Raw genomic sequence first — 21,800 nt, forward strand, 5'->3', positions numbered from 1 at the left:
AAGCAGCTCAGTAAGGTGAATAGGAGGTCGAACGATGAGACATCCGGTTTTGAAAATGGAAGGCATCAGCAAGGAGTTCCCAGGGGTCAAAGCGCTATCCGATGTTAGCTTTGAATTGTATCCGGGCGAGGTTCATGCGCTAATGGGAGAGAACGGAGCAGGAAAGTCTACGCTGATGAAAATTTTGTCCGGCGTATATTCACCGACGCAAGGGACGATCAGACTGAAGGACAAAGAAGTGACATTCGGCAATCCGCTTGACGCCCAGCGGCAAGGAGTGTCCATTATTCATCAGGAATTCAATTTGTTCTCCAATCTGACAGCCGCGGAAAATATATTTATCGACCGTCCTGAGATGGTGGGCAGATTCGGACGAATACAGTGGTCCAAAATGTATGATGAGGCGCAGCGTTTGGTTGATTCCATAGGAGGAGGTGAAATTGATGTCCGCCAGGAGGTCCGGCATCTCGGAGTCCATAGCCAACAAGTAATCGAGATTGCGAAAGCGCTGTCTTTTAAGGCGGATGTGCTCATTATGGATGAACCGTCGGCCGCACTCCCGGAAAACGAAGTGAAAAAAATGTTTGATGTGGTCAATCGGCTCAGGGCGCAAGGCGTAGCCATTGTGTATGTTTCCCACCGCATGAAGGAAATATTTGAAATTGCGGATAAGGTAACGGTGCTGCGGGATGGAGCCAAGATTGATACCCGAGGGATCGAAGAGGTGACCGAACAGAGCTTGATTCAAATGATGGTGGGCAAAGAGGTCGGCCAGCTATATCCGGTAAGGGAGCAAAAGCAGGGTCAAGAGGTTGTGCTGAAGGTCGATCAGCTGTCGCTCGATTCCGCGCATCGTGTATCCTTTGAGCTGCGAAAGGGAGAGATATTAGGGTTGTTCGGTGTTCCGGGTTCAGGCACGCATACGATTGCCGAGCGATTATTCGGTCTAAAGCGGGGAACGGGTGAAATCACCATACGTGGGACAGCGGTGAGAATCAATAGTCCGAGCCAGGCTAAAGCGAAGAAGATTGCCTATGTTCCGCCGGATCGTCACCGTCAAGGCATCATTAAACCGATGTCCATCCGGCAAAATCTGTCGATCCCGATGCTGCCCCAGCTCTCCAAATACACGGTGCTGGACGAAGAGCGGATTAAAGGGATGAGCAAGGAGTATATGGAGAAGCTGAGGATTAAAGCGCCCAGCGACGGACAAAGCGTTGACTTTCTGAGTGGCGGTAATCAGCAAAAGGTCGTGATTGGCAAATGGCTTGCCACGAATCCGGATATTCTTATTCTGGAAGAGCCGACTCGGGGAGTTGATGTCGGAGCGAAGGCGGAGATCTACAATATCATTCATCAACTGGCCGAGGAAGGCTTGAGCATCCTGCTGATTTCATCCGAAATGCCGGAGGTCATTGGCCTCAGTGATCGGATACTGGTGCTGTACAAAGGCATGATCGTACATGAATTTGCACATGGTGAGGCTGACCAGGAACAATTGCTGCAGCGTGCTTCACACCCTCTCTCAGAAGGAGGCCACTTATGAAACGCCTACTCAATGTGCATGAAGCGCCTATTATCTTATTTACCATTCTCGTCATACTGTTGTTCTCCATCATTTCACCCGACTTCTTGCAATTCGAAAATATGAGGCTGATTCTGGATCAGAATGTCTCCATGTTTATCGTGGCGATCGGGATGACGATGGTCATTCTTCTGGGGGGCATGGATTTATCCGTCGGCTCTGTGCTGGCGGTGACAGCGACTTCTGTCGGGTTGTTTCTCAGCCATGGCATTCATCCGTGGATAGCAGCCGCAATGGGGATATGCATCGGAGTTCTATGCGGCATGGTTAATGGCTATTTCATCGCGGTGAGGAAAATACCGGACATCATTGTCACCTTGGCCACCATGTACATCTTCAGGGGCATTGCGGTAGGGATTAGCGGAGGAACCTGGATGACGAACTTTCCGCAAGGATTTCGATTTTTCGGACAAGGGTATTTGCTCGGCATTTCCTTTCCGCTGCTAATAGCCGTCATTCTGATCGCGATCTTCATCTATTTAATGAAATTCACCCGCGTGGGCCGAAGAATCTACTCCATAGGAGGGAATGGCCCGGCAGCCAAGCTTGCGGGAATCAGTGTAGCCCGAACCAAGTTTAAGGTTTATGTATTAACCGGCTTACTGGTCGGGATCGCCTCGGTTATTTTCGCAGCCAAGGTAGGCAGTGTACAAGCCTCGACAGCAGGCAGCGGTTTGGCATTTGAAGTCATGGCAGCCGTTCTTATCGGTGGAGGAAGCATATTTGGAGGAGTCGGTACCGTAGCCGGAACGATGCTGGGTGTGCTATTTATGGGTATTGTCAAAAACGGACTCATTATATCCAAGGTGTCTCCGTTCTGGGTCGATGCCGCAACTGGTTTTCTGATTATTCTGGCAATTGTCATTAATACGCTGCAGCGCATACGGCAAAACAAAGGGAAAGAGGGGGATTTGGTATGAGTGCATGGACAAGCCGGTTCCCGTTTAAAGGAAATAAGCTGATTGTTCAAATGCTGCTACTGCTCGTCATCATCGTCCTGTTCAGCTTCTTGTCTCCCTATTTCCTGACCGTCACCAACATTATGAATGTGCTGAATCAGATGGTTGAAGTAGGGCTGATCGCCATTCCGATGACCATGATTATTATATCCGGTGCCATGGATCTGTCAGTCGGCTCTATTCTGGCTTTCTCCGCTGTATGTATGGGAGTTGCCTTTGAGCGGGGCCTCGATATATGGATCAGTGTGATCATTGGGCTGCTGGCTGGCTTGCTGTGCGGGGCGGTTAACGGCTATCTGATCGCAAGGCACCGCATGCAGGCTATTGTCGTCACCATTGGCATGCTCGTGATGCTGCGGGGTCTGGTCTACGTGATCAATCAGGGCAGACCCATTAGCGGCTTTCCGGATGCATTCTACTTTATGGGCCAGCAATATGTCGCCGGCATTCCGGTTAATGCGATTTTCCTTGTGGTGATGTTCCTCTTGGCCAGCTTCGTGATGAAGAAAACAAGATTCAGCACCTATGTGTACGGGATTGGCAACAATGAAGAGGTTGTTCGCTACTCAGGCATCTCGGTCGTACGCATACGGTTTATCCTCTTTATGCTTAGCGGATTGTTTTCGGCCTTGGCGGGTATATTTCTGGTGTCGCGTCTGGCAAGCGCTGAGGCGACATCGGGTACCAATATAGAGCTGGATGTTATTACAGCGACTTTGATAGGAGGCACACATATTTTTGGTGGAAGGGGGAGTCTTTCAGGGACATTTGTCGGGCTGCTGATTATCGTGTTTTTGCGTAATGGATTGAATCTATTAGGTGTATCCGTGCTTTATCAGGCAGTTATATTAGGGGCATTGCTTCTGCTTGCTGTAGGAAACAAAAAATTCAATGGAGAGTGAAACCTATGAAAAAGCTGGCATTGACGTTACTGACGGGTGTATTGGCTTTGAATTTGGCAGCATGCGGAAGTACAAGCGGGAACCAAACGGATAACGGAGGCCAACCGAACCAGGGAGCCTCGGGAACTAGAACGTACTTTATGAATCCAAAGTCCATCGGCCCTGCTTATTGGGCGGCGGCTGAGAAAGGCGCGAAGAAGGCGGAAGCCGATTTGAAGGTAAAGGTTCTGTTCAATGCGCCGACTGAGGCGGATTCCTCCAAGCAAATTAATATGATTCAGGATATGCTGACACGCAAAGTAAACGGAATCGGCGTATCGCCCAACGATGCGAAAGCGGTAGGCCCTGTGTTCAAAAAAGCGGCAGGCCAAGGCGTCAATATTGTGACCTGGGACAGTGACGCGCCGGACACAGACCGCCAATATTATGTCGCTCCGGCTACAGACCAGGAAATCGGAGAGCTTCTGGCCAAAACGATCGGGGAGGAAATCGGCGGCAAAGGACAGGTCGCGTTCATGGTAGCTGGTCTTGGCTCACAAAACCAGATTGCCAAATCGAATGCATCTAAAGCTTATTTTGCAGCCAACTATCCGGATATTGAGGTCGTAACGACTGTCGCGAGCGACGACGATCAACAGAAGGCGTATGCCAATGCGCAAAACCTGCTTCAAACCTACCCTGATCTGAAAGGGATTATCGGATTTGCAGGCGGCGAACCACCGGCCGCTGCAGAGGTAGTGGAGCAAGCTGTAAAGGCAGGCACTTTGGAGAAAAACCAAGTGGCCATTACAGGCATTGCCGTGCCGAGCCTCGTGAAAAATTATATCAAAAACGGCACGATCAAAACGGATATTATTTGGGACCCGGGCAAGCTGGCTTACGTAACGGTCTATATTCTGGATCAACTGGCTCAGGGCAAGGAAATCAAGGACGGCATGGAGATTCCGACGATTGGGACAGTGAAGGTAGACGGACAAAGTGTCTTTATTGGCACGCTTGAAGTCACGAACGATAATGTGGACAGCTTTGATTTCTAATAAAACCCCCTGAAAGGAGGCGGCCTTAATGGAGTATAAGGTGCAGATAGAAGACTTGACGGAGGAGGCTTTCGCTCCCTATGGCAAAGTAGTGGATGTGCCGGCGATTGATCCCTCCAAATCCGGCGACGGGTGGGATTGCTGGAGCTATGTGCAAATGCTGGACGTATGGGAGCCCATCGGATTTGGCCTTGTGATCACCAAGCGACGCGAATTTGTCGTCACGGCCATGGAGAGGCATGTCAGTCGTGAAGAGCTGCTGCTTACCTTTGATCGTGAGATTGTACAGCCTGTAGCAATTTGTGGCGACATTGACAATCCGGATGAAAGTCCTGATCCATCCACCGTCAAGTGCTTCCGAATCAAGCCCGGACAAGCTATCGTCATTAACCGGGGGGTCTGGCATAGCCCGGCCTACCCGGCTTCGGACGACGCGCGCTATTTGTTCGGCATTGAGAAGAAGAAGGATAAATTCGGCGATGAGATGATCAATCCGTGGGTTGATTTTGTGGGCGGTAGCACCGTTCGATTCGAATAAGCGAGCTGGTACGGCTCCTGATACTCTTGCTTACAACAGCAACGGATTCATGTTGTATCAGGAGAGTGCTGCCAAAAAGGAGAGAGAGAGATGAACCAAGAACAGAGAGTGATGGAATGGATCGAGAATCATCAAGATGAAATTATTCATTTTTTACAGCAGCTTATTCAAATTCCGAGTGTCAATCCCTGGTTCTTCGATGAGCCGGCGCCATCCAAAGAGAAGGACCTGCAACAATTTCTTGCCGGCAAGCTGGAGAAGCTCGGCGCAGATGTTGAGATGTGGGAGCCCGTCGCTGATGAGCTGAAGCAATATGAAGGCATGGCGGGTTATTATCCGGGAAGAGATTTTACGGGCAGACCCAATCTGGCAGCTACGTTTGGCAAAGGAACGGAAGGCAAGTCCCTGCTCTTGTTTGGTCATATTGACGTTGTTATGGCAGGCTCAAAATGGACGGTCGATCCCTTCGAGGGCAAAGTGATCGACGGGAAGATGTACGGCAGGGGCACTGTTGATATGAAGGGCGGAGTCGCAGCCATGATTATGGCCGTCGAAGCGATTCTTCGCAGCGGGTTTAAGCTTAAAGGTCCGGTTGTCGTCGGCACGGTTGTCGATGAGGAAGCGGGAGGCATGGGAGCGCTTGATTTCATCCATCATGGCTATCGAGCGGATGCATGCATTTTGACAGAACCGACCTCACTAACGATTGCCCCGCTTTGCCGGGGAATATTATGGGGCAAAATCAAGATTCAAGGCCGCAGCGGTCATATTGAGATGCCGCAGGCGGATTGGCAGGACGGCGGCGCGGTGGATGCGGTTAAGAAAGCGAGATATATTCTGGAGCATCTGGACCGCTTGAATGAGCAATGGGTTGTGAACAAGACTCATCCCTACTTGGCGATCCCTTGTCAGGTGCATGTCGCGCAATTAAACGCTGGGGAATATCCGACCTCTTTCGCGAATGAGGCGGAAATCGTATTTAATGCGCAATACTTGCCTTCGGAGCGTGACGAGAAGCTTGTAGGCGGCAACGTAAAGAAGGAATTGATTGACTTTCTGCGTGAGGTATCGGAATCAGATCCTTGGTTGCGAGAGAATATGCCGGAAATCGAATGGCTGGTGGATGCCGATTGTGCGGAGACGGATGTGTCTCACCCCTTTGTACAGACCTGTGTCCAATCCTTGAAGGCGATTGGAGAGGAAGGGAAGATCGAAGGACTAGGCTTCCATACCGATATGGGCTGGCCGGTGAACGTCGGCATTCCGACCGTTAACTTTGGACCTGGCGACCCAAGCCTTGCCCATCACAGCGATGAATTTACACCTGTCGATGAAGTGATTCAGGCGGTCAAGATGATTGCCAAAACGATTGTGGACTGGTGTGAAATCGAGGAATCGTAAAAATGAAATCTAGACAGCCCGTAGGTATAGGGCCTGGTGATATAAAAATACGGAGGTGCTTGAACTGATGAAAATTTTATTTGTTGGCGAATCCTGGGTCGTGCATATGATTCATACGAAAGGTTATGACAGCTTTACCTCGACCAAGTACGAGGAGGGAGCAACCTATCTGCTGTCCTGTCTGCGTCAGGAGGGAGTCGACGTTACCTATATGCCTGCGCATGAAGTACAGGTGCGTTTTCCTCAATCGTTGGAAGAGCTCAAAGCCTATGATGCAATTGTGCTTAGCGACGTAGGGGCCAACACATTCCTGCTTCAAAATCCAACCTTCTATCAAATGCAAATCATTCCGGACGCCCTTGAGCTAATCAAGCAATATGTCGCTGAAGGAGGCGGATTGCTGATGGTTGGCGGTTATCTGACCTTCATGGGAATCGAAGGAAAAGCCAATTACCGAAATACGATATTGGCCGATGTGCTGCCGGTTGTCATGATGGATAAGGATGATCGGGTAGAGAAGCCGAGCGGCTTCTCGCCCCTCGTATCGCAGCCGCATCCGCTGGTCAATGACCTCGGAGAATGGCCTAAGCTGCTAGGGTATAATAAGCTGTCCGCCAAGCCGGGGGCAGAGGAACTGCTAAGCCATGAAGGCGATGCTATTCTGACGGTCGGAACCTACGGAGCGGGCAAGACCGCGGCATTTGCAAGCGATTGTTCGCCGCACTGGGGATCATTGGAGTTTATGAACTGGGAGCACTATTCGGCCTTTTGGTCCAAGCTTATCAAGTATTTGAAATAATGGAGCATTAAATATTCTTATACGCCCTAACAGGCGCCTGCTGGCTCGATGTCAGCAGGCGCTTTTTTTATGTTTTTCGCATAGGGTAGAGGGGTATTGTGAAAATGCATTGACTATATATAGGGTGGAGGGGTATACTACTTTCAAAGTGATTCGTTAAGTCTGAACGGAGGAGAGGAAGAATCGTGGGGGGAAAAGTGAAAATAGCCATAAGCCCAGTGATTCAACTTGGCGGCAGCTTGTTCACGCCAAACCAACTTGTGCAAATCGGCAATCTTTTAGGAACAGATGCTAAAGTGGAAATGACCCCCTTCAAACAGCTCTATGCAGAAGTGCCGATCGAACAAAGGGAAGCCATTAAGGAAGAACTTGAGCGATATGGTCTTGAAGTGAATCCTGCGGGGTTCGTAACTAAAAGTCTAATTGCCTGCAATTTCTGTAAGGGTGCCGAAGAAGCGGGGCTTGAAACAGCAACAACCTTGAATAAAGCGATAGCTGGCATCAATACGCCTACACCGCTAAAAATCGGCTATGCCGGTTGCGCGTTAGGGACCAGCGAACCGCTGATTAAGGATATCGGCGTTGTCAAAATGCGTGATACGTTTGATATTTATGTTGGCGGTGAACCAAAGGGGTTAAAAACCTCCTTCGCCAAGCTGCTTCGTTCAGGAATGACGGAAGACCAGCTTATTCCCGCTGTTATGGCCATCATTGATTTTTATAAGGAGCATGCAAAAGGCAAGGAAAAGTTCAGCAAATTCGTGAATCGAATTTCGCTTGAGCAGTTGCAACGGATCGCAGATTAAGGAATCATAGCCGCCACCTTGCCAATTCGATCTGAAGAAGTCTGGAACATGATTGGAAAACAAATTGTGCCGACGATTGTGATTGGCGACAAGGTGTTCGTCGGATTCGCAGAGAATTTCAGTGAAATAAGCGGCTTGTTGAATAAAGCGTAAGGTTGCTTTCCGTATAGATGTCGTTCACCGAAAAGCAGCTCACGCTTAAGTCGAGCTGCTTTTTCGGTACGAGGAAACTTACGAATAAGCTGGCTTGCGCAGTCGTAAATAGGGGACGTCTGGCCTCCCTTTACATAGGGGGTGGGCGATGTTAATCTAACTAAGAGGGAGTTGATTCAAATGGATAAAACGACACATGAGGCCACCTCAATCGACCATACATCTTCTGCAGAGCGCAAAAGTCATCATTCCGAAAAAACAAAGCTCAGTTTGATTCATCGACTGAATCGTATCGAAGGACAAGTGCGCGGGGTTAAGGGACTGATCGAAAAAGACACATACTGTGATGATGTGCTGCATCAAATCGCTTCCATACAATCCGCTCTGAATGGACTGGGTAAACAACTGTTGGAACACCATTTAAAAAGTTGTGTCATTGAACGGATTCAAGAAGGCGATCGCGAAGTTTTGGATGAACTCATGACTACCGTAACCAAACTAATTAAATAACTGAAAGGGGGAGGGATCACACCGATTCTCCACCTTTTTTGTTTTTAGGCAGCCATTTTACGGCATTTGTGCTTCCACCAATAATAAGATTGACGGATAGAAGGTGTGGTGGTAATATGTACCTATAGTTTAAACCTTTAAACTTTTCCGGGCGAAATAGTAGCAAGTAAGTATAACCTCATTGGGATTGATTTTCGTGTATTGAGAAATCCCTTACCTGTTTCCAAGGTTTTCAGCGCTTTTGCTAAAAGTTTCAGATATAAATTTTTTTAAGTCAAAAGTTTAAACCTTTATACTTTTGACTAGTGAGTGAAACACTTTGGAGTTTGGAATAAGAAACGTGTGAAGATGGACAGGGGTGGCACAAAAACGGTACCATGAGCAGCTCCAAATTGACAACCATCGAGATGGGTGCTAGCATTACGTTGGAATTTTAACGTTTAAACTTAAAAGTAAAGGCTAAACGATTTTATTGGAGAAAGAGGTCCAAATGAACATACATGATGTGGTAAAAAAATCTGGTTTATCTATTGTAACCGTATCGCGGGTCATCAATAATTCGCCGACCGTTCGCGAAGTGAACAGGCAGAAGGTGCTGAAAGCGATGGAAGAGCTGAATTATCAGCCTAACTCAGCGGCGCAAAGCCTGGTTCGCGGCAAGACTGGCATAATTGGGATGTCGATTACAAATTTGAACGATTCCTTCTATGATCGTGTGATTAAAGCTGCAAATCGCAAGCTGGCAGATCAGGGTTATTTTTTGACACTGTCTATTTCGGAGCATGAAGGCGAAGGCGAGACCAACAATTTCTTGTTTCAGCGAGATCGTGTGGATGGAATCATATTGCTGTCGCCCATTGAAGAGGAGCAGAATGTAGCCGAGCTGAAGAAGAAGAGAATTCCGTTTATTCTGCTAGATAATCAATATGAGCATGATGATGTTTCCAGCGTGTTGGTGGATAACTTCCAAGGGGGGTACGATGCGACTAAACATTTGATTGATCTTGGACATACGAAAATTGCTCATATTGGAGGGCCAACGATCTTTTTGAGCGTAACAGAGAGAAAGAGAGGTTATGTGCAGGCATTAGCTGACGCCGCTTTAACTCCTTTTGCGATTGAATATAGCGGTTTTACAGTAAGCAGCGGCTACGATGTAGCCAAAAAGTGGATTAGAGAGGATACGCTGCCTACAGCAATCTTCGCAGGGGATGACTTCATCGCACTTGGTGTCATTCATGCGCTGCGAGAAGAGGGCATTATGGTACCGCATGATGTATCGGTAGTAGGCTTTGATGATCAGAAGCTAGCGTCCGAGTTTTTCCCGAGATTGACGACGGTGCGTCAGCCGGAAGCGCAGATGGGCAGTATTGGCGTGGATTTGCTGCTCGAACAAATCAATGGGCAAATGGAAACGCCGACGGTGACGAAGCTTAGTCCACAGCTATTGGTACGAGAATCTACTGCTTATTTGAAGCAATCATAAATGAATGTTTAGGAGTGAGTCAGCCTGTGAAATATTATTTGGGAGTCGATGCAGGTGGAAGTAAAACCTATGCGCTGATTACAAATGAGAACGGCGATATAGCCGGAATGGGAAGGGGAGGGAACGGCAATCACCAAACAGACCGGACGCAGGCGGAGATAAGCTTGAAGGAAGCGGTGACGGGTGCGCTGGAAGAAGCGGGATTAACAGAAGAGCAAATTCAGTATGCCTGGTTTGGACTTGCCGGCGCCGATCGTGATAGCGATTACCGCATCCTGCGCCCGATTATTGCCAGTCTGAACTTACCGCGAACGGAGATATCCGGCGATACGATGATTGCGATGCGGGCAGGAACGGAAAATCCCTTTGGACTTGTCATTATATGCGGATCAGGAGTCAATTGCTCGGGTACCAATCAAGCTGGAGAGCTATTCCAATGCGGCGGCTTCGGCTATCAATTCGGCGATTTCGGCGGAGGTTATGATCTGAGCGTTGAAGTGTTTCGCAGCGTAGTCCGGGCTTACGAAGGCAGGGAAACGGCGACAGAATTGACGGATAAGCTGATCAAGCTGCTGGGTTACTCCAGCGTAGCGGAGCTTAGGGATGATTATTTGGATCATGACAGGCATCTGCCGGTCGACGTAGCGAGACTATTGTTTCAGGCTGCTGAAGAAGGAGATGAGACAGCGATCAGGCTGCTGGTCAAGCAGGGTGAGGAGCTAGGGCTTGCCGCAGCCGCAACCATTCGCCAATTGGATATGGGCGGTGAAACGTTCGACATTGTGCTTGCAGGCAGTCTGCTGACGAAAGGTGATCAAGCCGGCATTATTCGCTCGGCGATCGAGCGGAAGGTGAAGCAGGCGGCAGCGAACTGCACATTAACGGTTTTGAAAAACGAACCGGTTATCGGGGCGGTTATTCTGGCCATGGAACGCAGTGGACTGCAGATGACCCGGGGGCTGATGAACCAGCTGATGCGGACGCAGTTGAATAATATTCGCAATATTCAAAATATTCAATGAAAGGATGATTCGGTTTATGGATAGCCATCGTTGTAAAGAATTTTTGCAAACGGTTTCATTCTCGCGTTTAAGCTTCTGCTACGTGGATGACAGACTGCTCATGGAATCTGCTTCCGCAGACAAGGAGGATGAGCGCCAGTGAAGACAGCCCCTAAGCCGAGCTTTCTGAAACAATTTTGGAAGCAATGGGATTTGCAGTCTATGGTTATTCCGGGCGTTATCTTTATTTTTATCTTTAGTTATATTCCGATGTACGGTGTATTGATGGCTTTTCAGAAATACGATATTTTTGCGGGAATTTGGAAAAGCGAGTGGGCCGGCCTGGCAAACTTCCGGATGTTCTTTCAGGCGCCGGAGTTTCTGAACATTATGCGCAATACGATCGCGATTAGTCTCTTTAAGCTCGTCATCACTTTCCCGGCTCCGATTCTGCTGGCGCTTATGCTTAATGAAGTTCGTCATATGGCATTCAAGAGGATTATTCAAACGGTAAGCTATTTGCCTTATTTTCTGTCTTGGGTGATTGTGTCCGGTTTCGTGTTTTCACTCCTCTCTGTTGATAACGGAACGATCAACATTGTACTTCAAAAGCTTAATCTTATAGAGCATCCTATAAACTTTTTGGCGATACCTGAATACTTTTGGACGATATTAGTGAGCGTTAATGTATGGAAGGAGATTGGCTTTGCGAGCATTGTCTATCTTGCCGCGATAGCCGGCGTAGATCCTACGCTTTATGAAGCCGCTTCCATCGACGGGGCGAGCCGTTTTAAGCAAATTTATCTGATCACGCTGCCCAGCATCGCGCCGGTCATTATCATATTTATGATCCTTGCAATCGGCAATCTATTGAGTGCGGGCTTTGAGGATATCCTGCTGCTGGCTACCAATCCGATTTTGCGAGATTACTCTGATGTTATTGACACTTATGTATATCGCGTAGGCATTTTGAAATCGCGCTTCTCGTATGCGACTGCCGTCGGATTGTTTAAAGCTGTAATCAGCGTCACTTTGCTCATTGTGGCGAACAGATTGGCAAGAAGAGCGGGCGTGAGCTTGTGGTAAGCGATATTCGACGACATAGTTGGGGTGATGAAATATGAGGCTTAGTCTCGGTGATAAAATCCTGCAACGCTTTATCTATACGGTGCTGACTTTGCTCGGGATCGTGATGCTGTATCCTTTTTGGAACTCGCTCGTCATATCGTTCAACCTGGGAAGCGATACCTCACTGGGCGGAGTAACGTTTTGGCCAAGAGCTTTTACGCTCGAGAACTATGGCATTGTATTTGGAGATCACCGATTAATTCATTCCTTTTGGATATCCATTATTAGAACGGTCAGCGGAACGGTATTGTCGGTTTCTTTGACGGCGCTGCTCGCTTACGGCATGTCGAAAAAAATGCTTCTGATGCGCAAGCAGTATATGGTTTTCTTTATTGCAACGATGTTTTTCAGCGGCGGATTGATTCCGACGTTCATGCTGGTACGCTCGCTCGGAATGATCAATACGTTGTGGGTCTATATTATTCCCGGCCTGATCAGCGTCTACCATATGATCGTGATCCGCACCTTCTTCTCCGCGCTTCCCGATGGCTTGGAGGAGTCGGCGAAGATAGACGGATGCAGCAATTACGGCATCTTTTTCCGCATCGTTGTGCCGATCTCCGGTCCGGTGCTGGCGACAATCTCACTGTTCACAGCTGTCGGGCATTGGAATGACTGGTTTACCGGAGCGATCTATGTGTCGAAGGATGAACTGCTGCCGATTCAAACCTTGCTGAGGCAAATTATGAACTCCAACATTATGACGGAGATGTCATCAGCCAACGCAATCGCGCAGGAGCATATGAACCGCAATCGGACGGTTACGACGAAATCGCTCACGATGGCGACAATGATGGTTGCTACTATTCCTATTATTTTGACCTATCCGTTTTTACAAAAGTATTTTGTAAAAGGAGTATTGATCGGGTCGATGAAGGAGTAGTTTCAATATAATAAAAGAAAGTAGGGGAAAAGATGAACATAAGGTGGAGATGGCTTTCGCTTGCGAGCATGGCGCTGCTTATTTTTCTTGCCGCTTGCTCCAATGCGGGCGAGGGCGGGACGAACAGCCCGGGTCCAAGCAGCTCGAATGCAACTGGAGAGGGAACTGAAGAGAGTGGCGTGGACGGCATTAAGCCGGTGACCTTCTCTTTCTATGGGCACTATGATTGGTTGACAACGGCCCCATGGGGGGACAACGAAGCTACGAAGTGGATTCAGGATAACCGCAAAGTTACGGTTCAGCCTATACAATCGGGCGGTGCCGCTGAAGAAAAGCTGAATACCATGATTGTCGGCAATGATTTGCCGGATGTTATTTTCACAGACCGGGGGGCTGTGGTTGAGCGCCTGGTGAAGGCAGGCAAGCTGGTTGCGCTTGATGACTATTATGATAAATATCCGAATTTCAAAAAGTATGTGAAGGAATCCACGATGAATCTTCTTCGCTCGGATGACGGGAAGATCTATCAAATTCCGAATTGGTATACTTCAGGAACATTCGGCAACGGCGGCTGGATGGTCAATAAAGATATATATAATGAGCTAGGCAGACCAGCATTGGAAACCTTCGATGATCTCTATGCTTATTTGATTCAAGTAAGAGATAAATATCCGAATGTGGTGCCGCTCGAGGTTGGAGAGAAAGGCGCAGGGCTGGAAGTGATGTACGGCGGATTCAAAGAGGATTCCACGAGCCAAAATATTAGCTTAATGGGCTACCCGGATGGCAACCGGCTTGTATCGATATACGAGGATAGCGCTTTTGAAGAGCTGATGCTGTATATCAACAAGCTGTTTAGAGAGAGGCTGATTACGCAGGACGCCCTGCAGCAGACGCAGGATGCAGTGAAGGAAAAAGTAAATACAAGCCGCGTTGCCGTGATGATCGAGTCCAATATTACAACCTATGGCGCGGAAGGGCACCGCGCGCTGACAGCCTCCAATCCAGACAGCGGCTATGAAATTATTTGGCCGATTCGCAAAGCCGGGTTGAATAAGGATAATGTTTTTGTCAGCGGCTTTGAAAGCCTGGGCTGGAATGTCAACGTTATTACAACCGAGGCGAAAGATCCGGAAGCGATCTTTGCTTACTATGATTGGATTACGGGACCCGAAGGCCAGAAGGTGTTGTTCTTTGGTCCTAAAGGCTTGTACTGGGACGAAGAGAATGAAGACGGTTCGCCCGTTCCGAATGAAACCTACACGACAGTCGATGCTAACGAACGCACGGAAAAAATGAGAAAGTTCGAGGATTTCAACTGGGCGGGCAACACCAGCTTTATCGACACAGCAAAAATGAGTCTGGAGTCTTCGCTTTCGAAGTCGCAACAATCATGGGAGACGATCGCGCAATCCACCGTTACTTGGGCGACTTCCAAAGACATTACAGAGTTCGTCAATACCGAGCCGCTGCCAGATTCCGAGATTGGCGTAATCTCGCAAAATATTCATGACATTTATACCGTGTCTTTTGCGAAGATGCTTCTTGCCAAAACGGCAGATGAAGTAAAAGCCGTCATGGAGCAGGCCAAAAAAGATTCTGAAAAAGCGGGCATGGCCAAGCTGCTGGAGTTCAGAACGGAGAAGTGGCAGGCGAACGTAGAGAAAATTAATAGGGGACATTAAGGACTGGCTCATACATGTGCGCGCGTGCTTTGCTTATCAGGTTATACAGCTTACAACGAGAGGATAAGACTGTAGACTTTTGGAGGTAAAGTGCGCGCCAGATGTATATTTTTTTGCAAAAAAAACGATAGACGGAGGTATCTATTATGTTGGCAAAGGTAAGAGCAAGATTGTCTCTTCTGCTGGTGTTCAGCATGGTCGTTACAACGCTTGGACTGGGCGGCGCAAGTGCGGCGCAGGCTGAGGAGCCTGAGAACGCGCCATTTGAGACGGAGCTTATTGTGAGAACCGTCAATCAGTTTAAAAATGCTGCGGATGTCCAGGCATTCGTAGACATGGCAGATCAATATAACGTTACCGTGATCAGCATGAGTGTAAAGCAGGATGAAGATGACGAAGTTCCGTCCGGACAAGTGTTTTATGAAAGCTCCATTGCTCCGATAGCGGCCGGCTACGAAAGCTTTGACGCGCTGCAACATGTTATCGATGCCGCTCATAGCAAAGGGATCAAGGTGCATGCCTGGATTCCGCAGTTCCATGATCAGGCGGCATTTACGGCGCATCCGGATTGGCAAATGTATGCTTGGGTAGACGGAACGCAGGTTCCGTTCACCGGCTCGAACGGTTCCGAATATTTCATCAATCCGATCCACCATGAAGTGCAGGCGTATGAACGTTCTATTATTAATGAGGTTATCGAAAATTACGATGTAGATGGCGTTGTGCTGGATTGGATACGCTTTGATGACTACAACATGGATGTTAGCGATTATACGATAGGGAAGTTTGAGGCGGAATTTGGCTATTCCCCCCTGACTATTCATTTCGACGAAGCTTCCGCACAGCGTGATGAATGGAACGAATGGAGAACGGAGCAGATTGGAAATTATGTAGGGGATATTCGCAATGACATTACAAGCTCTACTAAACCGAATATGAAGCTTGGCGTGTACATCTTGCCGCCTGAATTTGTGGAAGTGGGACAAGATGCGGAGAAGTTCAAAGCACATATTGACTTTATCGCTCCAATGGCTTATTTCGATGACTGGGGCTTTGCGGCGGATTGGGTTTATAGCGATGAGTACGGCATATTAAAGGATACAGCGGATCGGGTTAGCGGCGAAGAGGTAGATATCGTTGCCACACTGGACAACGATTGGAGCGATGACGAGTATCAGCAGGTATACAAAGGGATTCGGGAAAACTATCCGAATGTACAACGCTTGTCCTTCTTTGCCTACAATACTTGGCCTGAGGCGGAGTTAGTCAAAATTAATGAAAGAAGGCAGTGGCCGGAAGCGGGCTGGGAGCCGCCGGTTGAGCAGGATTATGAAGCGGAGCTGCCTGATGGCTGGAAAGCCAGAAATATCGGCTTGAAACCTGGAACGGCTAATTATGATGAGACTTTGGAACAGTTTGAAATCAGCAGTCTTTCTTCTGACATTTGGGGCAATATGGACACGCAGAATTACATCTATCGGCAAATCGAAGGCGACGCTGAGATCATCGCCAAGGTTGGAACTATGGAACAGATGAGCGAATGGGCAAAAGCGGGCGTTATGATCCGGGAGTCGCTTGACCGCGAAGCGAAGCATGCCGATATGATGATTACGCCTGAGAATGGGGCTACTTTTCAGTACAGGGAGCATACGCGCGGAAGCATGGCCGATCAGACTGCTGATGCTGAGGTTCCCCTTTGGGTGAAGCTGAGTCGCGAGGGCGACAATTTTACCGGCTTTATCTCGGAGGATGGGGCAGATTGGCACACTATCGGCAGTATCACAATACCGATGAGCGAGCAGGTGTATATCGGACTTGCCGTCAGCAACCCGGGATCATCATTGGATAACAAGGCTACATTCCAAGAGGTCCAGGTGCTTGAAGAGGGAGAAGAGCCCGGAGCGGGAGGTCCAAATATGCCATCGCCATGGCAAGCGGCCAATATCGGAGGAGAGGCGAATCAAGGAAGCAGCTCCAGCTATGATGGGACTTCGAAGGCTTTTACATTAAAAAGCATAGAGACGGATATTTGGGGCGAAAGCGACTCGCTGCACTATATCTATCAATCGCTCGAAGGCGATGGTTATATTTCAGCAAGAGTTCATAGTATGGTTCAGGTGAGCGAATGGGCGAAGGCCGGCGTGATGATAAGGGAGTCGCTTGCAGAGAATGCCAAGCATGCCGATATGATGATGACGCCTAATGTGGCAAGCTTCCAATACCGCAATCAGACCGACGGCAGTACAGCTGATGCCACGAGGGATGCGAATTTGCCAAAGTGGGTGAAAATCGTTCGCTCAGGCGATCTGTTTATCGGATTTATATCCGACAACGGAACCGAATGGACGAAAGTTAGCGAACGGGAAATAGAGATGGCGGATAAGGTGCTTGCAGGTCTTGCATTAAGCAACCCAGGGTCATCGGATGCGAATCAAACGATTATCGATCGGGTTGAGGTGTATGAAGGAAGTGATACCGAGAAGCCTACCGTTCCGGGCTTGCTGCAGGTCGAAGAAGTAACAGGCGATTCCATTGTTCTGACCTGGTCGGCATCGAGCGATAATATCGCGGTAAAAGGTTACGAAGTGACATATGGGCAAACCACAGTGTTTATTCCCGGTACAAGGGCTGTTCTGGAGGGACTTGCGTCGAACACCTCCTATCACTTTGAAATTAGAGCAGTAGATTTGGCGGGCAATCGTTCAGATAAAGCCGAAGTCTCGGGTAGAACTGAGGGTTATAACGTGCTAAAAGGTCACAATTGGAATCTATTTTCCGGCGCTGTCGCGTCTGGCAATCAAGTCATTATACAGGGAATGGGCCGTGGCATCGTTCCGCTTGGCAATCATCCGTCACAGCCTGCCGTCGCCAACCCTCCTATTCATTTGAAAGGACCTCAGCTGAGCGTTGACGGTGATTTTATTGTAGATTTTTCGCTGCTAGCCTCGCAACAGGCGCAGGCATCCGTACAGCTGTATGGAACATTGCCGGTCATTCAGGATGAATGGCGGGAAGAAGGCAAATATGTCAGCATGGAGCTTTACAATGGCAAGCTGAACGTAAGCGTATATGACGGCGAATCCTCTATTCCGGAAACCGTCCAGTTCAACTATGGCGGGTCGGGAGAGGTTATGGTTTCCCTGGCGAGAAACAAGGGCAAGCTGGAATTTTACCTCAATAAAAATAAAATGGGCCAGCTTGATGATCCGGGTGTATTTGAAAGCGGAAAAGCGTATTTTGGCGCAAATGCTGCCGTCGGCAAGTCATTTATCATTCAAGCGATTTATGTAAAGGCTTCAAACGAGTCCTCAACCGTCGAGGTGATGGATCAGCAGTTTAAAAAATCCGAAAGCAAAGCGCAATCACTGCGCAGCTTGGCAGAGCAAAACTACCCGCACTTATCGATTGGTACGGCAGTATCTGTCAATGCGCTAATAAGCGATCCGCAATATGCCGAACTATTGGGCCGCGAGTTCAATATGATTACTCCGGAAAATGACATGAAATTTCAATTTATACATCCGCAGCGGAATCAGTATGCTTTTGCCGAGATGGATGCTTTGATGGAATATGCCGAGCTGAACAATATGAAGGTTCACGGACATACAATGGCATGGAGCGAAGCTGTGCCGAGATGGGTGACAGAAGGGGATTTCAGCGATAGCGAGCTGAAAACGATTTTGGAGGAGCATATCGCAACAGTTGTAGGCCGCTATCCGAAAATTATGAGCTGGGACATTATTAATGAACCGCTTGCCGGCATGAATGACGATCCTTCCATCCGTCCTTCGATCTGGTATGACAGGCTCGGCGAGGAATATATCGAGATTGCGCTGCGCGCCGCGCATGCCGCCAATCCGGCTGCTAAGCTTTATATTAATGAATATTGGATTGAAGAAAATAATATTAAAAGCAACGCTGTATACGAATTGGTGAAGGGACTGAAGCAGCGCGGCGTACCGATTCATGGCGTTGGCTTCCAGATGCATGAGGATTTGACGGATGAGTGGGATCCGGTCAGTGCGGAGGAATTTAAAGCAACAGCGACTAAATTTGCTCATTTGGGAATCGAGGTTCGCGTATCCGAGCTGGATATGAATATTCATAAAGCGGTGAATGAGGAAACGCTTCAAGAGCAAGGCGAATATTTTGGCTCCATCGCGGATATGGTGAAAAAGTTTAATGTCGGAGGCGTGAAGTTTGGCGCATTATCGATGTGGGGCTTTACAGACCGGTATTCGTCCCTGCAGCCTCATCATTCGTATGGCGATTATGGCAACGGACTTATTTTTGATGAGAATTATGCGGCAAAGCCAGCCTATGATGCCTTAGTAGAGTCGCTTAAGGAGCCGAAGCCGCCCGTTCATCCTCATCCAAATCCGGGCGGATCGGGGAATAACAATGGCAACAACGCAAATGAAATGTCGGCAGAGCGAAGCTTTTCTTCTAATGAAGGAGGAGAATTGAAGCTTGGGGACCGTTTTGAAGCGGTTGTATCCGACAACGCACAGCCATCCAATTGGAGCTTAAAATTAAGAGAGGTGCCTGAGGCGGAAGCGAAGCAGCTGCTGGCTAATTGGAAGGGCGGCAGCTTATCGCCTGTATTTGAACTGGCGCATCTTGCAGCAAAGCCATTCGCCAAGCCGACTGCCATTAAAATAAAGGGAGATGTCAAACGACTGAAGGAAGGACAGGAAGCTGCTATTTACTTTTATAATCAAACTAGCGGCAGCTGGGAAAAGCTTGCAGGCTCGCAGCTTGTAGACGGCTATGTGACCGCACATACGGAGCAATGGGGATATTTTGCCGTATTGGCGGAGGATCGTGCTCCGACGGTCGAATTTACAGATATCCATAACCATTGGGCTAAACAAGAGATCGAACTTGCTGTCAGAAAAGGATTCGTAAAAGGGTATGAGGACGGCAGCTTTCAGCCGGACCGCAATGTAAGCCGCGCAGAGTTTATTCATATGCTTGTTCAGGCGCTAAACGGAGCTGCGAAGACTAATGCGGCTGTTGGAGCTGTTGAGGTTGCTGGAACAAAGGAAGCTGTTGGTATCCATAATGCCAGTGAGGGAAGCGGTAATAGCGTTGTATTTGCGGATCAAGCATCAATAGGCAAGTGGGCGCAGGCTTCCATAGCGATCGCCGTTAAACAAGGTTGGATTACGGGATATAGGGATGGCAATTTGCGGCCGAATGATCCGTTGACAAGAATAGAGCTAGCCGCTATTGTCGTTAGGGTGTTGAAGCTTCCCGGAGCTCAGAGTCAAATGGAGTTTGCGGATGATGCACAAATCCCAGGCTGGGCAAAGGAGTACGCTGCAGCTCTGCAAAAAGCAGAGGTTATGACCGGTAAGACGAATAAACGCTTCGCACCTCTTGATGCGGCTACAAGGGCCGATGCCGTAAAAGTTATCTTATCGATTATTTAATCTTCTATCATGAACAATATTAAACCAGCTGACGCTGATAGAGTATCGGCGCCAGCTGGTTAATAGCTTAAGTGGTTATTCGTTCAGGTAAGTGGTCACTTTGCTCTGGATACTGCTGAGGGCACTCTCCAGTGACTTCTGACCGACAAAATAAGGTTGGATTTCCGTTCGGAAGATATCCAATATTTTAGGATCTCCCGACGATTTCTGATTTGCTTTCTCGCCCAGAGAGCGTAAGCTCTCCAATTGCTCCGCTGTCATGGTAACTTGCCGTTCTCCATGAGGTGTTGTTACACTTCCGCTTTTCTTGACTTCATCTACCATTCCATCGAACATTTCGTTATATACCAGCTTGTTGATTGGCAGGCCCATTCTTGCGGGCGATTGCTGCATTTCCTCGGAAACGAGGAATTTCAAGAAATCCCAAGCTTCTTGTTTATTGGCGGAGTTCGCGTTAAGCCCCAGGTTCAGCGATGTCCCAAAGGATAGCTCATCATTGTTGCCATCAAGAGAGGGCTGTCTGTACAAGGTATCGCTTGTAGCGAAGTCTACCGGGCTCATAAAAAAGTGTCTCGTAAAAATGGTAAGTTCGATCCGTTTTTGAATGTCCCCCATATCTCCACTGTCGGATATACCCGTCCATGTGAGGCCTTTATCGAACATCTCCTTAACTTTAAGGATTAAGCGGCGGGAGTCTTCGGAATCGAAGTGGGCTTTTTTATTTTTGGCATCCACCAATTGAGAATAATATTGACTGACCAGTTCACTTGCCAAGTGCTCAGGGGCAAAGCTGCCGCTAATGGCGGAAACATCGTTGCTCACAGCCTCCCTTACCTTCTCCGTTGCAGCCAGGACATCGTCCCATGACAGCGGCTCTTGAAGCTGTACTCCGCCCTGCTCCAGCAACTCGCTGTTGGCATTAAGCATTTCCAAATGAAAATCGATAGGAAAGGAATAGAGGCCGCTATCCAGCTCTGTGCTGCTCCATATATTTTGGAAGTAATCCGCTTTTTTGAAGCTTTGATCCTGATCCATCATGTCGTAGAAGTTGACGAGCATCTTTTTATCCTTGTACCTGTTGACGGGCAAATCTGATGTATCCAGGATATCCGGACCAGCCCCCGACATTAGCTCCGTATTGATGGTTGATATATATTTCTCCTGGTCTTCTTTCGTCGGCATGGATACGACTCCGGTGTTTCCCTGATCTCTAAAATCCAGCTCTTGATATACCTTGTAGACAATTTCAATATCGGGATGCAGTGCTTCGTATTTCTCCTTGGCGAATTCGAGGAAGCGGTTTTCACTCATGGTCGCCATTACGACTTGCTTTTTGCCTGAGGTTTTTTCGCCGGTTTCCTTGGCATCTCCGTCGCAAGCAGACAGTATTAACGTCAAGATCGTAAATACACTTATAACACTAAGGGTGAAGGTTCTCTTATTCATTCTCATACTTATGGATTCTCCTCCTGCATATGTGATCATTGCGTCA

Annotated in this window: 17 protein-coding genes; 16 read left to right on the top strand and 1 reads right to left on the bottom strand. The window is 48.3% G+C overall.

Annotated elements, in window-relative coordinates; genetic code table 11:
* Nucleotides 1–34 precede the first annotated feature (34 nt).
* From AC0YNW_RS20930 to AC0YNW_RS21005, 16 genes are all read left to right on the top strand, one after another.
* Nucleotides 35–1,546 (top strand): sugar ABC transporter ATP-binding protein, encoded by a 1,512-nt coding sequence (locus tag AC0YNW_RS20930; protein WP_475833606.1) that lies wholly within the window; start codon nt 35–37, stop codon nt 1,544–1,546.
* On the top strand, nt 1,543–2,505 hold the full coding sequence (locus AC0YNW_RS20935; protein WP_475833607.1) for an ABC transporter permease: 963 nt from the start codon (nt 1,543–1,545) through the stop codon (nt 2,503–2,505). Before AC0YNW_RS20930 ends, AC0YNW_RS20935 begins: the two co-directional genes overlap by 4 nt.
* The gene (locus tag AC0YNW_RS20940) at nt 2,502–3,446 is read left to right on the top strand and encodes an ABC transporter permease (RefSeq protein ID WP_387476858.1); all 945 of its coding nucleotides are present in this window, start codon (nt 2,502–2,504) and stop codon (nt 3,444–3,446) included. The genes AC0YNW_RS20935 and AC0YNW_RS20940 overlap by 4 nt, the downstream gene beginning before the upstream one ends.
* A 5-nt stretch (nt 3,447–3,451) precedes the next feature.
* The gene (locus AC0YNW_RS20945) at nt 3,452–4,483 is read left to right on the top strand and encodes an autoinducer 2 ABC transporter substrate-binding protein (protein WP_475833608.1); all 1,032 of its coding nucleotides are present in this window, start codon (nt 3,452–3,454) and stop codon (nt 4,481–4,483) included.
* A gap of 28 nt (nt 4,484–4,511) precedes the next feature.
* Nucleotides 4,512–5,021 (top strand): ureidoglycolate lyase, encoded by a 510-nt coding sequence (locus tag AC0YNW_RS20950; protein WP_475833609.1) that lies wholly within the window; start codon nt 4,512–4,514, stop codon nt 5,019–5,021.
* A 90-nt stretch (nt 5,022–5,111) separates the two neighbouring features.
* Entirely contained in the window at nt 5,112–6,422 is a 1,311-nt protein-coding gene (locus AC0YNW_RS20955; protein WP_475833610.1) for an ArgE/DapE family deacylase, read from the top strand.
* Nucleotides 6,423–6,489: 67 nt separating this feature from the next.
* Nucleotides 6,490–7,221 (top strand): glutamine amidotransferase, encoded by a 732-nt coding sequence (locus AC0YNW_RS20960; protein WP_475833611.1) that lies wholly within the window; start codon nt 6,490–6,492, stop codon nt 7,219–7,221.
* 185 nt (nt 7,222–7,406) lie between these two features.
* Complete coding sequence (locus AC0YNW_RS20965) at nt 7,407–8,027, top strand: nitrite reductase (protein ID WP_475833612.1); 621 nt, start codon at nt 7,407–7,409, stop codon at nt 8,025–8,027.
* 48 nt (nt 8,028–8,075) lie between these two features.
* Nucleotides 8,076–8,180, top strand: coding sequence for a thioredoxin domain-containing protein (locus AC0YNW_RS20970; protein WP_475833613.1), 105 nt, complete (start codon nt 8,076–8,078; stop codon nt 8,178–8,180).
* Between the two features lie 180 nt (nt 8,181–8,360).
* Nucleotides 8,361–8,690 (top strand): metal-sensitive transcriptional regulator, encoded by a 330-nt coding sequence (locus AC0YNW_RS20975; protein WP_475833614.1) that lies wholly within the window; start codon nt 8,361–8,363, stop codon nt 8,688–8,690.
* A 490-nt stretch (nt 8,691–9,180) separates the two neighbouring features.
* Nucleotides 9,181–10,176, top strand: a complete 996-nt coding sequence (locus AC0YNW_RS20980; RefSeq protein WP_475833615.1) for a LacI family DNA-binding transcriptional regulator — start codon at nt 9,181–9,183, stop codon at nt 10,174–10,176.
* 26 nt (nt 10,177–10,202) lie between these two features.
* On the top strand, nt 10,203–11,198 hold the full coding sequence (locus AC0YNW_RS20985) for an N-acetylglucosamine kinase (RefSeq protein WP_475833616.1): 996 nt from the start codon (nt 10,203–10,205) through the stop codon (nt 11,196–11,198).
* A gap of 138 nt (nt 11,199–11,336) precedes the next feature.
* Nucleotides 11,337–12,263 carry an ABC transporter permease gene (locus tag AC0YNW_RS20990; protein ID WP_475833617.1) on the top strand — a complete coding sequence of 309 codons (927 nt, stop codon included), beginning with the start codon at nt 11,337–11,339 and terminating at the stop codon, nt 12,261–12,263.
* Nucleotides 12,264–12,297: 34 nt separating this feature from the next.
* Nucleotides 12,298–13,188, top strand: coding sequence for a carbohydrate ABC transporter permease (locus AC0YNW_RS20995; RefSeq protein WP_475833618.1), 891 nt, complete (start codon nt 12,298–12,300; stop codon nt 13,186–13,188).
* Between the two features lie 32 nt (nt 13,189–13,220).
* Nucleotides 13,221–14,873, top strand: coding sequence for an extracellular solute-binding protein (locus AC0YNW_RS21000; protein WP_475833619.1), 1,653 nt, complete (start codon nt 13,221–13,223; stop codon nt 14,871–14,873).
* A gap of 146 nt (nt 14,874–15,019) precedes the next feature.
* A complete protein-coding gene (locus AC0YNW_RS21005; protein WP_475833620.1) occupies nt 15,020–20,308 on the top strand; it encodes an endo-1,4-beta-xylanase in 5,289 nt (1,762 codons plus the stop codon).
* A 75-nt stretch (nt 20,309–20,383) separates the two neighbouring features.
* Here AC0YNW_RS21005 and AC0YNW_RS21010 read toward each other — a convergent pair whose 3' ends face one another.
* Entirely contained in the window at nt 20,384–21,760 is a 1,377-nt protein-coding gene (locus tag AC0YNW_RS21010; protein ID WP_475833621.1) for an ABC transporter substrate-binding protein, read from the bottom strand.
* Between the last annotated feature and the right edge of the window lie 40 nt (nt 21,761–21,800).

It is taken from the genome of Paenibacillus sp. J31R120, from assembly GCF_056269225.1.

Coding starts and splice junctions, on each gene's coding strand:
- AC0YNW_RS20970 (WP_475833613.1), top strand. CDS start 8,076: ATGATTGGAAAACAAATTGTGCCGACGATTGTGATTGGCGACAAGGTG.
- AC0YNW_RS20955 (WP_475833610.1), top strand. CDS start 5,112: ATGAACCAAGAACAGAGAGTGATGGAATGGATCGAGAATCATCAAGAT.
- AC0YNW_RS20975 (WP_475833614.1), top strand. CDS start 8,361: ATGGATAAAACGACACATGAGGCCACCTCAATCGACCATACATCTTCT.
- AC0YNW_RS21000 (WP_475833619.1), top strand. CDS start 13,221: ATGAACATAAGGTGGAGATGGCTTTCGCTTGCGAGCATGGCGCTGCTT.
- AC0YNW_RS20945 (WP_475833608.1), top strand. CDS start 3,452: ATGAAAAAGCTGGCATTGACGTTACTGACGGGTGTATTGGCTTTGAAT.
- AC0YNW_RS20960 (WP_475833611.1), top strand. CDS start 6,490: ATGAAAATTTTATTTGTTGGCGAATCCTGGGTCGTGCATATGATTCAT.
- AC0YNW_RS20980 (WP_475833615.1), top strand. CDS start 9,181: ATGAACATACATGATGTGGTAAAAAAATCTGGTTTATCTATTGTAACC.
- AC0YNW_RS20930 (WP_475833606.1), top strand. CDS start 35: ATGAGACATCCGGTTTTGAAAATGGAAGGCATCAGCAAGGAGTTCCCA.
- AC0YNW_RS21010 (WP_475833621.1), bottom strand. CDS start 21,760: ATGAGAATGAATAAGAGAACCTTCACCCTTAGTGTTATAAGTGTATTT.
- AC0YNW_RS20935 (WP_475833607.1), top strand. CDS start 1,543: ATGAAACGCCTACTCAATGTGCATGAAGCGCCTATTATCTTATTTACC.
- AC0YNW_RS20995 (WP_475833618.1), top strand. CDS start 12,298: ATGAGGCTTAGTCTCGGTGATAAAATCCTGCAACGCTTTATCTATACG.
- AC0YNW_RS20940 (WP_387476858.1), top strand. CDS start 2,502: ATGAGTGCATGGACAAGCCGGTTCCCGTTTAAAGGAAATAAGCTGATT.
- AC0YNW_RS21005 (WP_475833620.1), top strand. CDS start 15,020: ATGTTGGCAAAGGTAAGAGCAAGATTGTCTCTTCTGCTGGTGTTCAGC.
- AC0YNW_RS20950 (WP_475833609.1), top strand. CDS start 4,512: ATGGAGTATAAGGTGCAGATAGAAGACTTGACGGAGGAGGCTTTCGCT.